We start from the raw sequence: 13,423 nt of genomic DNA, 5'->3' as shown, positions 1-13,423 counted from the left end.
GATGAGATGCCGGATCTTACATGAATCGAACGGACGAATGCGGGTGCACGTCATGCAGTCCCGCATGACGCCCGGACAGGCGGATCTCCTGCAGTATTTTCTGCAGGGGATTTCCGGCATTGACCGCGCGGTCGTGCATGAACGCACGATGAATGTGATCCTCTTTTATCTGCCCGGAAGAAGGGATGAGGCGGTGAAGGCACTGGCGGAATTCCGGTATGAAACCTGCACCGTATCGGTTCCGGAAAACACAGGGCGTGAGCTGCAGAGGGAATTCGAGGACCGTCTGTTTTTTCTTATAGCAAGACGCTGCGTGACGGCCCTGATTCTGCCGGAACCGATCAGCATGATTGTGACGGCTGTCCGCTCCGTGCCGTTTCTGATTCGGGGCTTCCGGTGCCTTGCTAAAGGAAAGCTGGAAGTGCCGGTGCTTGATGCGACGTCCATCGCCGTTTCGATGCTGAACGGCGACTTCGACACCGCCGGCAATATTATGTTTCTGTTGGGTATCGGCTCGCTTCTCGAAGACTGGACGCACAGGAAGAGCGTAGATGACCTTGCACAGCGGATGGCTCTTCATGTGGACCGCGTATGGATGAAAACCGGAAACTCCGAGACGCTGGTGCCGGTCAATCAGGTCGAACCGGGAGACGAAATTGTTGTCCGTACCGGCGGCGTCATTCCGCTGGACGGTGTTGTCGCCTCCGGAGAAGCCAGCGTCAATCAGGCATCGATGACGGGCGAATCCATGCCGGTCTGCCGGACACAGGGCGGTTATGTGTACGCGGGAACGGTGGTGGAGGAGGGCGAAATCACCGTTACGGTGAAGCTAAGAAGCGGCAACGGCCGGTACGACCGGATTGTCGGTATGATTGAGGAGTCGGAAAAACTGAAATCCGCGTCGGAAAGCCGTGCGGAGCATCTGGCGGATCGGCTGGTCCCGTGGTCTCTGGGCGGGACGATTCTGACCTGGCTTCTGACAAAAAACGTACAGCGGACGCTGTCTGTCCTGATGGTAGATTATTCGTGCGCGCTGAAACTGGCGATGCCGATCTCGGTGATGTCAGCGATGCGCGAGGCAAGTGAGCATAAGATCGACGTCAAGGGAGGCAAATTCCTTGAGGCGGTCTCGGAGGCGAAGACGATCATCTTCGACAAGACCGGTACATTGACGCATGCGACGCCACATGTCCGCGAAGTCGTCACCTTCGACGGGAACGATGAGACGGAGATGCTCCAGCTGGCTGCGTGCCTGGAAGAACATTTTCCGCACCCGATCGCGAACGCAGTGGTCCAGGAAGCGAAGAAGAGAGGACTCGACCACGCTGAGCGGCATACGAAAGTGGAATATGTCGTCGCGCATGGTATCGCGAGCACGATCGACGGAAGACGCGTCGTGATCGGAAGCCGCCACTTCGTGATGGAGGACGAGCATAGCGTAGTGCCCCGCAGCGGCCGGATGGATTACAACCATCTGCCGGAGGAATGCTCGCTCCTTTATATGGCGATCGGCGGAAGGCTTTCGGCGGTGCTCTGCATCGAGGACCCGATCCGGGCGGAAGCGGCGGAAGTTGTCCGCGGACTTCATAAGCTCGGGATTGACAAGGTCGTGATGATGACCGGAGACAGCGAGCGGACTGCGCATGCCGTGGCGGCCCAGGTCGGTGTGGATGCCTATCAGGCGGAAGTGCTGCCGGAGGACAAGGCGGCGCTGATCCGTGAAGAACACAAAAAAGGCCGCAAGGTCATCATGGTCGGCGACGGGATCAATGACTCGCCGGCCCTCTCCGAGGCGGACGCCGGTGTCGCGGTTGCGGCAGGAGCCGCGATTGCGAGGGAAATCGCGGACATCACGATTTCGGCAAGCGATTTAAGAGAGATTCTGGTCTTAAGGGAGCTCAGCGATGCGCTGACGAAGCGGATCAACCAGAACTACCGGACGATCCTTGGTTTCAATACGCTGCTGATCCTGCTCGGTGTGACCGGCATCATGATGCCGACGACGGCCGCGCTGCTTCACAATGCATCCACGCTGACGATTGCGCTCAGAAGCATGACAGATCTGCTGGAGACGTGACGTCTTCGTCCGCCGGGAGACGGGAAATCGGAAGACCGGCCGTCAGCGGGACTGGTGCCGGATGCGCCGAACACGGAGCAAGCCGTGACGTTTCTTGACGAACTGCTCGGAGGCGGAGCCGGTACGGGAAGCGCGTCGGAATCCCCGGTCAGCCGGGACTGAGCACCTTGTAGAGAAGCCGGTAGAGCTCGCGCGCCTCTCCGTCATCGAGCGGCAGAGCGCAGCTCAGTCTGCGAGGCACGTCCTTCACCTTTTCTTTCAGCGCCCGCCCGGTATCGGTAAGCCGGATGGCAACACTCCGTTCATCCTCCTGACGACGCCGCCGCGTGATCAGGCCGGCGGTTTCCATCTTTTTAAGCATAGGCGTCAGCGTCCCGTTGTCGAGATGGAGACGGGCGCCCAGTTCTCCGACGGCGAGACCGTCCTCTTCCCAGAGAACCATCAGCGTGATGTACTGCGTGTAGGTGAGACCGAGCGGCTTCAGATACGGCGTGTAGGCGCTGATGACTTTTCTTGATACGGCGTAGAGCGGGAAGCAAAGCTGGTTTTTCAGCTTCAGCGCTTCGTCCGGATTGTAATCCATGGCTCGCTCCTTTCTATAGAGTGATACGGCCCGCGCCCCGCCTGCCTCCCGGGGAGGTGAGGCGGGGCGGCTGCATGTTCACAGAAAATCAATCTATTATATAGTATCAAATATAATTGAAAATGCAAGTACGACACAGAATAAGCATAATGCATAATATCAAAGGATGATAATTAAGCATAACGCCAATATTGACGGCGAATGAAAGGAGAAATTTGAAGATTCATCTAAAAATTATCTATATTTTGTGAAGAAAAAATGAAGGATAATGTACCTGGATTTGAGAGAGGAAAGCAAATGCTTTCAAACGGAAAAGGGAGGTTACAATCTATGAACAGGAAACGCGTACTTTCCATGGCGGCAGCGGCTCTTCTGGCAGCGACCACGATCGGCGCCGTCCCGGCGATGGCGGATGACGCCGTAGCGAACAAGGACAAGCCGGTGGTCTGGTTCAACCGTCAGCCGTCCAACAGCTCCACAGGCGAGCTGGACATGACCGCGCTGAACTTCAACAAGGATACCTACTACGTCGGCTTCGACGCGAATCAGGGTGCTGAGCTGCAGGGCCAGATGGTCGAGAAGTACATCGAGGATCACATCGATTCCATCGACCGGAACGGCGACGGCGTGATCGGTTACGTGCTCGCGATCGGAGACATCGGACACAACGATTCCATCGCCCGTACCCGCGGCGTCCGCAAGGCGCTCAACACAGGCGTGGACAAGGACGGCGCGATCGACGCGGAGCCGGCCGGCACGAACACCGACGGATCCGCAACGGTGGTTCAGGACGGCAAGCTGACGATCGGCGGCAAGGACTACACGGTCCGCGAGCTGGCGTCACAGGAGATGAAGAACTCGGCCGGCGCCACATGGGATGCGGCGACCGCAGGCAACGCGATCGGAACCTGGTCCTCCTCCTTCGGCGATCAGATCGATGTCGTGGTTTCCAACAACGACGGCATGGGCATGTCGATGTTCAACGCGTAGTCCAAGGACAACAAGGTCCCGACCTTCGGATACGACGCCAACAGCGACGCGGTCGCGGCGATCGCGGACGGCTACGCCGGAACGATCAGCCAGCATGCCGATGTTCAGGCTTATCTGACGCTTCGTGTCGTCCGGAACTGCCTGGACGGCGTTGACGTGGATACCGGTATCGGAACGAAGGACGACGCCGGCAACGTGCTGACAAGCGACGTCTATGAGTACAAGGAAGACGAGCGTTCCTACTACGCTCTGAACGTGGCGGTTACGGCTGACAACTACAAGGATTTCACGGACTCCACGGTGACCTACGCGCCGGTCAGCAATCAGCTGGATGAGTCCAAGTCCCCGAGCAAGAAGGTTTGGCTGGATATCTACAACTCATCCGACAACTTCCTGAGCTCCACCTATCAGCCGCTTCTTGAGAAGTATGACGATCTGATGAACCTTGATGTCGACTACATCGGCGGTGACGGCCAGACGGAGTCCAACATCACGAACCGTCTTGGCAACCCGGGCGAGTACGATGCCTTCTGCATCAACATGGTCAAGACTGACAACGCGGCTTCCTACACCGCACTGCTCAGCCAGTAAAGAGCACCTGACGATCGTACGGGAGTGATATCTGTCAAGTCAGAAGGGCTGTCAGGAAGATCTCTTCCTGGCAGCCCTTTCCGCACGCGGACCTCCTCTCGCATAGTATTTTTTCTGGAGTAAGGGAACATGGCAGAAGAAAGGAAACATGATATTATCCTCTCGATCCGGGGGATGTGCAAATCCTTCGGCCGGAACCGGGTCCTTGACCATATCAATATGGATGTGAAACGGGGCACGATCATGGGCCTGATGGGTGAGAACGGCGCGGGCAAATCCACGATGATGAAATGCCTGTTCGGCACCTATCAGAAGGACGAGGGAACCATTATCCTCGACGGGAAGGAGGTCAGCTTCTCCGGTCCGAAGGATGCTCTCGAGAACGGCATCGCAATGGTGCATCAGGAGCTGAACCAGTGCCTGGAGCGCAGCGTGGTCGACAACCTTTTCCTCGGCCGGTATCCGGTCAATTCAGCCGGCATCGTCGACGAGGGGCGGATGAAGAAGGAGGCCTCGGAGCTCTTCAGAAGGCTCGGGATCACGGTCAGCCTCACCGCGCCGATGCGGACGATGTCCGTGTCGAAACGGCAGATGTGCGAGATCGCGAAGGCGATCTCCTATCATTCCAAGCTCATCGTGCTCGACGAGCCGACCTCCTCGCTGACGGTGCCGGAGGTCGAGAAGCTCTTTGACATGATGCGGAAGCTGCGGGACGAGGGCATTTCACTGATCTATATTTCGCACAAGATGGACGAGATCTTCGAGATCTGCGACGAAGTCTCGGTGCTCCGGGACGGCAGCCTCGTGATGACCAGCCGGTGCAGCGACACAAACATGAACGAGCTGATCGCGGCGATGGTCGGCCGTTCGCTGGACAATCGCTTCCCACCGGTCGACAACAGGCCGGGAAAGGAAATTCTTTCGATCCAGCATCTCTCCACGAAGTTTGCGCCGCATCTTCAGGACATCACCTTCGACGTCCGCGAGGGCGAAATCTTCGGTCTCTACGGACTGGTGGGCGCGGGACGGACCGAGCTTCTGGAGACGATTTTCGGCACCCGCACACGCGCGGCGGGACGCGTCTACTACAACGGGAGGCTGATGAATTTCTCAAGCCCGAGAGAAGCGATGGAACACGGCTTCGCGATGATCACCGAGGAACGGAAGGCAAACGGACTCTTTCTGAAGGGCGATCTCACGTTTAACACGACCATTACGAACCTGCCTCACTACAAAGCGGGTCCGGCGCTCTCGGATCCGAAGATGGTGAAGGCCACCTGGGGCGAGATCAAGACGATGCATACGAAGTGCATGGGTCCGGAGGATCTGATCTCCGCTCTTTCGGGCGGCAACCAGCAGAAGGTGATCTTCGGAAAATGGCTGGAGCGCGAGCCGAAGGTCTTCATGATGGACGAGCCGACCCGCGGCATCGACGTCGGCGCGAAGTACGAGATTTACGAGCTGATTATCCAGATGGCCCGTCAGGGCCGGACGATTATCGTTGTCTCGTCGGAGATGCCCGAGATTCTCGGCATCACGAACCGGATCGGTGTGATGTCCAACGGACGGCTGGCCGGCATCGTGAATACGAAGGACACGAATCAGGAAGAGCTGCTTCGGCTCAGTGCGAAATACCTGTGAGGAGGAGAAGACGATATGGCGGACACAAGGACCATTCTCTCGGCGGATGAGGAGAAAAAGCTGAGGGCGCCGATTGAGGAGTACGTCGGGAAGATTCAGGCGAAGCTGGACGCGCTCCGCAAGGACGGCACGGATCAGGTCATCGAGCTGACCAATCACATCCAGCTCGTGAAGGAAGACCGGAATTACACGAAAGACGAAGCGGCGAAGCTGATTGCGGAGGACCGGCAGAAGCTGGCGGCCGCGAAGGCTGTGGAAGCGAAAAACAAGGCGCAGGTGGACAACCTGATCGCGGACGCGGAGTCCTATCTGGACCAGCACTTCGAGGCAGATTATCTGTCGCGCGTCGAGGCGAGCTGTGCCTTTCAGAAAGAGGAGGCGCAGAAGGCGTACAGCGCCCGGCTCGCAAAGCTGAAGGCGGAGCACGAGAAGGCGCTCTCCGGTCTGACGGACCGTCAGGAAATAAAGGATGAGAATTACGTCTACAGGAACAAGCAGTTCGACGCGAAGATGACGCTCGACACGGCGCTGCAGGCGATCAGGGACCGCCGCCACGAGGCATTCATCTACCGGTATCATCTGATTGACAACCTCCGGCTTTCCCATTTCACCTTTTCCGAGAAGAGGGCGCAGAGCAGGGAAAACAGGCGGTACACGTTCAACCGGAGACAGTTTTTCCTGCAGAACGGCCTGTATATTGTCATTCTCGGCATCTTCATCTTCCTCTGCGTGATCACGCCGGTTGTGAAGCATACCCAGCTGCTGACCTATACCAATATCCTGAACATCCTGCAGCAGGCGTCGCCGCGTATGTTCCTCGCGCTCGGCGTGGCCGGCCTGATTCTTCTGACCGGTACCGATCTTTCCATCGGCCGTATGGTCGGTATGTCGATGGTGACGGCCACCATTGTCATGCATCAGGGACCGAATACCGGCGCGGTGTTCGGCAAGGTCTTCGACACCACGGGGATCCCGAACCCGGTGCGCGCGCTGCTGGCGCTTCTGCTCTGCATGATCTTCACGACCTGTTTCACCTCGATCGCGGGCTTCTTCACGGCGAAGTTCAAGATGCACCCGTTCATCTCCACCATGTCGAACATGCTGATCATCTTCGGACTCGTCACCTACGCGACCAAGGGCGTGTCCTTCGGCGCGATCGATCCGGCGATCCCGGCGATGTTCATTCCGAAGATCAACGGGTTCCCGACGATCATCATCTGGGCCGTTGCGGCGATCGCGGTTATCTGGTTCATCTGGAACAAGACGATCTTCGGCAAGAACCTGTACGCGGTGGGCGGCAATCCGGAAGCGGCGTCGGTGTCCGGCATCTCTGTCTTCTGGGTGACGATGGGCGCGTTCATGCTGGCCGGCATTCTCTACGGCTGCGGATCCTGGCTTGAATGCCTCCGCATGGTCGGCTCCGGCTCCGCCGCTTACGGGCAGGGCTGGGATATGGACGCCATCGCGGCGTCCGTCGTCGGCGGCGTTTCCTTCACCGGCGGCATCGGCAAGATCTCCGGCGTGGTCGTCGGCGTCCTGATCTTCACGGCGCTGACCTATTCGCTGACGATCCTCGGCATCGACACCAACCTTCAGTTCGTCTTCGAGGGCATCATCATTCTGTCCGCGGTCACGCTGGACTGCCTGAAGTACGTGCAGAAGAAGTAAAGCAGCGCGATACGGATATCCGCGGCGAAGGCAGAGAAAGTCTTCCCGGCCGCGGCTTCGGAGGCCGGGGCGGTTTCGCCAATGTCATGGTCCAAGTGACACTGGGGATCCCGCTCCGGCCTCCCGCCGTATCCGGATTTCTGACCGGACGTTTTTCTGCTATAATCGCTCACAGGAAAGGCAGGGCAGCCATGGCAGCATACAGCGTGCTTCTCGTCGACGACGAGGAGGAAGTCATCGATGTCATCATGAAGAAACTCGACTGGGACGCGCTCGGGTTCCGGGTGTGCGGCAGTGCGCCGAACGGGGTGAAGGCGCTGGAGATGGCGGAAAAGGACCCGCCGGACGTCGTCATGACGGATACCCGGATGCCGTATATGGACGGACTGGAGCTGGCGAGACGGCTGAAGCGCGACTTTCCGCCGATCCGCGTGCTCCTTTTCACCGGCTTCGACGAGTTCGAGTACGCGAAGGAAGCGGTGCATCTCGAGGTGGACGAGTATATTCTGAAACCGGTGAACGCCAGCGAGCTCACGGAGGTGTTCACCCGTCTGCGCGCCTCGCTCGATCAGGAACGGGAGGAGAAGCGCGACGTCGAGCGGCTGCGCGGCTACTATATGGATTCGCTTCCGATTCTTCAGACAAGCTTTCTTACGCTGCTCATAGAGGGAAGGATTCAGGAGAAGGATCTCGCCCGCGACCTTGAGGACTACAGGATCAGCCTCAGCGGCCCGTATTACTGCTGCGTTGTCTTTCACGCTTCCCGGCATACGGCGGAGGGAGGAATCAATCCGCTGCTGCTTGCGATGTCCGTGCAGCAGCAGGCGCGGGAGCGGCTGGGGGAGAAATGGAGGGCGCTGTTCTTCACCTATCTTGACAACACGGTGATGATCGTTCAGATGACGGGAAAGGAACGGATCCCGGAACTGACGGATGACTGCGACCGGTTCTGCAAGTGGGCGCTGCGGATTCTCGGAGCCGAGGTGACGGCCGGTATCGGACCGGCGGCGGACCGGCCTCTCGGGCTCTCCCGTTCCTACGGGGGAGCCAGGGAAGCCGTTTCGTACCGTGTCCTCTACGGCGCGTCCCGGGCGATCAATATCAGCGAGATCGCGCCGCAGGAGCAGAGTTATTCCGGGATGGGGGACGGCACCGAGATCAGAGCTCTCCTGAAGAGCGTCCATGTCGGTCAGGAGGAGAGCATCCGGAAGGCATGCGGCGATTACATCGCGTTTCTGGGCCGCAGCGCCCGGTCCGTGCAGCAGTACCGGATGGCCGTGCTGGAGCTGGTCGGCAGCCTCTACCGCTTCGCCTCCGGAAACTACATCGATCTGGATGCGCTGGCGCAGCTGCCGGGGCCTCTTTACGAAACGGTGCCCCAGATGGACCGGAACGCGCTCGGCGAATGGCTGACGTCGCTGGCCCTCTCCGTCAATGCGGAACTCAGCCATGCGCGGAATCGGACGTCCCAGTCCTATGTGGCACGGGCGAGGCAGTATGTGCGGGACCATTTCGACGAGGAGGATCTCTCCCTAGACCGGATGTGCGGGGAGCTGGGTGTCTCCGGATCCTATTTCTCCTCGATCTTCAAAAAGGAAACCGGCGAATCGTTCATCAGCTTCCTGACGTCCTTCCGCATGCGGGAGGCGGCCCGGCTTCTGATGGAGACCGGCGAGAAGAACAGCGCGATCGCGCGCAGTGTGGGCTACAACGACCCGAACTATTTCAGCTACGTATTCAAGAAAACCTACGGAATGTCTCCGTCCCGCTACCGGACGGAGCACAGAACGCAGCCGGAGAAGACCGAATGAAGAAGGCGGACGACAGACGGACGGCGTTCTGGGGAAGTATAAGGCGGCTGCGTCTCCGCCACCGGATCGAGCCGAGGGGGATTCAGTCCACCATCATGGCGGCGTTCACCGCGGTGGCGCTCTGCCTGATGCTGGTGCTCGGGCTGACGCTTTACAGCCGCTTCACTGCGTTCTCCCGTCAGAACACGATCCAGACCACGCAGCAGCGGATCGAGCAGACCCAGAACAGCCTGGAGGACTATCTGCACAGCATGCGTCAGATTTCCGACGCGGTGACGTTCAACATCATTCAGGACAGCGACGCGGCGGGGCGGGATCTGGAGCGGGAGATGACGCTGATCTATGAGTCCTACAAGGACTCTCTTCTCACGATCGCGCTCTACAATAGCAGCGGCTCTCTGCTGGCGGCCGAGCCGATCGAGGCCGAGAAGACGGATCCGGACGTGGCGAAGCAGCCGTGGTTCATCGACGCGATGGATCAGATCGAGAACATGCATTTCTCCGTCCCTCATGTCCAGAATCTGTTTGACGATTCGACATACAGCTATCACTGGGTCATTTCTCTGAGCCGGGCCGTGAACCTGACGGACAGCAGCACGCCTGAGCTCGGGGTGCTGCTGGTTGATATGAATTACTCCGCGGTCGCACGAATCATGGAGCAGATCAACCAGAACGAGAACGGCCAGTACTATTATCTGGCGGACAGCACCGGCAAGATCATCTACCACCCGAAGCAGATGGAGCTGGCTGTCGGGCTGGCGGAGGAGGACAGCCGCTCCGCAGCCGGCCGGACCGACGGCGTCTACACCGACCGGATGAACGGTGAGAAGCGGAATCTGGTGATCAGCACGATCGGCTATACAGGATGGCGGCTCGTAGGCGTGATTCCCGAGCGCTCCTTCACATACGGCATCATCAATCTCCGTGATTTCATCATCATGCTGATGCTGCTGACCGTGATGCTTCTGCTCATCGTCAACCGGGTTGTGTCAGGGCGGATCTCAAAACCGATCCTGATGCTCAGTGATTCCGTGCGGGACTACGAGGCGGGCGGGAAACCGGAGATCTTTATCGGAGGCTCCGCCGAGATCAGCCATCTCGGCTATTCGATCCAGAAGTCCTACGAGCAGATCGACGAGCTGATGAAGGAAATCGTGCGGGAACAGAACGAGCGGAGACGCAGCGAGCTGGACGCTCTGCAGAGCCAGATCAACCCGCACTTTCTGTACAACACGCTGGATTCCATTACCTGGATGATCGAGGGAGGAAGAAACGAGGACGCGGTCTTTATGATCTCGGAGCTGGCGAAGCTGCTCCGGATCAGTCTTTCCAAGGGTCATACGATCATTCCGATCGAGGATGAACTCCGGCACAGCCGCTGCTATATGAACATCCAGAAGGTGCGTTACCGGGACCGCTTCGCGGTCGTCTACGACGTGGATCCGTCGATCGGCGGCTTCTGCACCGTAAAGCTGATTCTCCAGCCGATTCTGGAGAACGCGATCTACTACGGCGTCGGCGAGATGGATCCGGACGACGGCGGCACGATCACCGTGCGGGGCTGGCGGGACGAAGGCGGCATCGGCCTCTCCGTGACGGACAACGGGCCAGGCATGGAGGAGGGCCAGGCGGAGCATGTGCTGACGGACAGCAGCATTGTGCACCGGCACGGCTCCGGCGTCGGACTCCGCAACGTGGATACGCGGATCCGCCTTCTGTTCGGCCGGGACTTCGGGCTGACGGTAGTCAGCGAGCAGGACGTCGGCACGACCGTGACGATCCGACTCCCTGCGATTGCCTTCAGCGGGGAAAACCGGAATAATCTGGAAACGGGCCGGCAGCCGGCCGGAGAGGAGACGTGACAAGGTGAAGCACGACCGCTGGATATTCCTGACCGTTGAATTTGCCCTCGCGGCGGCAGCCGCTCTGATGATGCTGAGAATGTCGGCCGGACGGGAACCGGCGCGGAAGATCAGCGTGATCGTCAGTCAGCCGGATGAGGACCGGTGGGAGCTTTTTCTCCACGGCGTGAAGCAGGCGGCTTCCGCCTGCGGGCTGGACGCAGAAATCGTGACGACGGACACCATCACCGGTGCGGAGCAGGAGGAAGAACTGATGGAAAACGCCGTCGCAGACGGAGCGGAGGCGCTGATCGTGCAGCCGGCTCCGGGCGGAGAAACGAACCGGATGCTGACCCGCATCGCGGAGAAGATTCCGGTTGTGGAAACCGGCGGCGGCTCTGCGGTCCCACCGGGCGCGGCGGCAGACAGGCCGGAAACGGCTTCGTCCGGGGCGGAGGCGGCGGAAGGCGGAGACGACGGCGCGGGCGGAGCCGGGGCCGTTCCGCTGGTCGGACCGGACTATGAAGCGATGGGACACGCGCTGGGCCGGATGCTGATCGACGACAGAGGAAGCCGGCTCAAGGGAGTCCGGATCGGCATTGCCGGCGGGCTGTCCGACACGGACAGCATCGCGGCGGCGGAGCGGGGACTCGAGGAGACGCTGAGGGAGAGCGGATGCCGGATCGTCTGGACGCTGCGGAATCTGCCGGACGGGGATGAAGCCGGCGAGGAGCTGACCGCGCAGACGCCGACGGACGTCGTCATCGCGCTCGATACCCAGTCGGTGGAGCGGGCGGGAGACTGCGCGGCGGAAGGCGCGCTGTGGGACGCTTCCGTATACGGGATCGGCATGTCCACGAAATCGATTTATCATCTGGACCGCGGCCATGTGCGGGGACTCGTGGTGCCGGGGTGCTTCGAGATGGGATACCGGGCCGTCATAGAGGCCGCGGCCGGGATCCGAAAGGGGCGGAACGCAATGCGCAGCCGGACGACGTCCTGTCGGATTGTGCGCCGGGCGGATCTTTTCACGGAAGAAAACGAGCAGCTGCTGTTCTCGCTGGATCAGTGAGACAGACAGCCAGTTGCGAACGGAGAGAGGCGGATGGCAGCCGGCACCGTCTGCGCCGGACCGTGGCAGAGTGTGTGTGAGGAAAGGAACGGAGAATGAAAACAGGAACCGGTATGGCGGCGCTCCTCAGCGCGGCGCTGCTGCTGACCGGCTGCGGCGGTCAGAGAGCGCCGCAGCCGAAGCGGAGCGTCTCCATCGGGGCGGTCGGATACAGTGAGGATGACACATACATCGGCGAGCTGCTTGCCTGCCTCCGCCAGGATGTGAAGGATCTGTCGGAGAAAGACCGGCCGGTGACGCTCACGACACGGTTCGCGGGCGGGGCGCAGCGGACCGAGGACCGCTGCGTCGAGGAACTGATCGACAGCGGCTGCGATGTGCTTTGCGTCAATCTGGTGGACCGGACGGCGCCGACGAAGACGATCGATCTGGCGATCCGCCATGACATTCCGGTGATTTTTTTCAACCGTGAGCCGGTCAGAGAGGACCTGATGCGGTGGGAACGGCTCTACTATGTGGGAAGCGAGGCCAGAGAGTCCGGTGTCATGCAGGGGGAGCTCGCGGCGGACTGGATCCGCTCCCACCCGGAGACAGACCGGAACGGGGACGGACGGATCCAATACGTTCTGCTCGAGGGAGAGCCCGGCCATCAGGACGCGATCATCCGGACGGAGAACAGTGTGGATACGCTGCGTCAGGAAGGCATTGAAGTGGACAAGCTCAGCTATCAGATCGCCAACTGGAGCCGCGCCCAGGCGCAGACGAGGATGACGCAGATGATCGATACCTACGGCAGCGGCATCGAGCTGGTGCTCGCCAACAGTGATGATATGGCGCTTGGCGCGCTGGACGCGTACGGCCGGAAATCAGTGGCGGCGGAGAACCGGCCGGTGGTCTTCGGGACGGACGGGACAAAGGTAGGCTTAAAAGCGATCCGCGACGGGGAGATGGCCGGAACCGTCTACAACGACAAGGAGGGCCAGGCGCTTGGCATCGCCCGTCTCGCCTGTGCGCTGGCGGAGGGGACATCGCTCGATGCGTTTGACTTTCAGGAAGGACGGTACCTCTATCTGCCCTACAAAAAGGTGACGGCGGAAAACGCGGACTCCTTCCCGGACTGAGCAGAAAGATAAATTGTTCTGAATGCAG

General features: G+C 59.9%; 8 protein-coding genes and 1 pseudogene. 8 read left to right on the top strand and 1 reads right to left on the bottom strand.

Annotated features, from left to right (window positions below; genetic code table 11):
• Nucleotide 1: 1 nt before the first annotated feature.
• A complete protein-coding gene (locus G4C92_RS03580) occupies nt 2–2,077 on the top strand; it encodes a heavy metal translocating P-type ATPase (protein ID WP_274941231.1) in 2,076 nt (691 codons plus the stop codon).
• Between the two features lie 148 nt (nt 2,078–2,225).
• Here G4C92_RS03580 and G4C92_RS03575 read toward each other — a convergent pair whose 3' ends face one another.
• Nucleotides 2,226–2,660: a MarR family winged helix-turn-helix transcriptional regulator gene (locus tag G4C92_RS03575; RefSeq protein ID WP_274941230.1), complete on the bottom strand. Its 435-nt coding sequence runs from the start codon at nt 2,658–2,660 to the stop codon at nt 2,226–2,228.
• Between the two features lie 330 nt (nt 2,661–2,990).
• Between G4C92_RS03575 and G4C92_RS15055 the strand changes: the two are divergent.
• From G4C92_RS15055 to G4C92_RS03540, 7 genes and pseudogenes are all read left to right on the top strand, one after another.
• Nucleotides 2,991–4,241 (top strand): annotated as a pseudogene (locus G4C92_RS15055) (substrate-binding domain-containing protein).
• A 129-nt stretch (nt 4,242–4,370) separates the two neighbouring features.
• On the top strand, nt 4,371–5,882 hold the full coding sequence (locus G4C92_RS03565) for a sugar ABC transporter ATP-binding protein (RefSeq protein ID WP_274941229.1): 1,512 nt from the start codon (nt 4,371–4,373) through the stop codon (nt 5,880–5,882).
• 15 nt (nt 5,883–5,897) lie between these two features.
• Entirely contained in the window at nt 5,898–7,550 is a 1,653-nt protein-coding gene (locus G4C92_RS03560) for an ABC transporter permease subunit (RefSeq protein WP_274941228.1), read from the top strand.
• 191 nt (nt 7,551–7,741) lie between these two features.
• Entirely contained in the window at nt 7,742–9,361 is a 1,620-nt protein-coding gene (locus tag G4C92_RS03555; protein WP_274941227.1) for a response regulator, read from the top strand.
• Entirely contained in the window at nt 9,358–11,223 is a 1,866-nt protein-coding gene (locus G4C92_RS03550) for a histidine kinase (RefSeq protein ID WP_274941226.1), read from the top strand. Before G4C92_RS03555 ends, G4C92_RS03550 begins: the two co-directional genes overlap by 4 nt.
• A gap of 4 nt (nt 11,224–11,227) precedes the next feature.
• Nucleotides 11,228–12,274, top strand: coding sequence for a substrate-binding domain-containing protein (locus G4C92_RS03545; protein ID WP_274941225.1), 1,047 nt, complete (start codon nt 11,228–11,230; stop codon nt 12,272–12,274).
• Between the two features lie 95 nt (nt 12,275–12,369).
• Nucleotides 12,370–13,395, top strand: a complete 1,026-nt coding sequence (locus G4C92_RS03540; RefSeq protein WP_274941224.1) for a galactose ABC transporter substrate-binding protein — start codon at nt 12,370–12,372, stop codon at nt 13,393–13,395.
• Nucleotides 13,396–13,423 lie beyond the last annotated feature (28 nt).

It is taken from the genome of Chordicoccus furentiruminis (genome assembly GCF_019355395.1).
GTDB classification, from domain to species: Bacteria; Bacillota; Clostridia; order Lachnospirales; family Lachnospiraceae; genus Chordicoccus; species Chordicoccus furentiruminis.
The sequence above is the reverse complement of the archived record's forward strand: the minus strand, read 5'-3'. Positions and strand labels throughout refer to the sequence as shown.

Excerpts from the sequence above, each read along its gene's own strand:
- G4C92_RS03540 (WP_274941224.1), top strand. The coding sequence starts at position 12,370 with ATGAAAACAGGAACCGGTATGGCGGCGCTCCTCAGCGCGGCGCTGCTG.
- G4C92_RS03575 (WP_274941230.1), bottom strand. The coding sequence starts at position 2,660 with ATGGATTACAATCCGGACGAAGCGCTGAAGCTGAAAAACCAGCTTTGC.
- G4C92_RS03580 (WP_274941231.1), top strand. The coding sequence starts at position 2 with ATGAGATGCCGGATCTTACATGAATCGAACGGACGAATGCGGGTGCAC.
- G4C92_RS03550 (WP_274941226.1), top strand. The coding sequence starts at position 9,358 with ATGAAGAAGGCGGACGACAGACGGACGGCGTTCTGGGGAAGTATAAGG.
- G4C92_RS03565 (WP_274941229.1), top strand. The coding sequence starts at position 4,371 with ATGGCAGAAGAAAGGAAACATGATATTATCCTCTCGATCCGGGGGATG.
- G4C92_RS03555 (WP_274941227.1), top strand. The coding sequence starts at position 7,742 with ATGGCAGCATACAGCGTGCTTCTCGTCGACGACGAGGAGGAAGTCATC.
- G4C92_RS03560 (WP_274941228.1), top strand. The coding sequence starts at position 5,898 with ATGGCGGACACAAGGACCATTCTCTCGGCGGATGAGGAGAAAAAGCTG.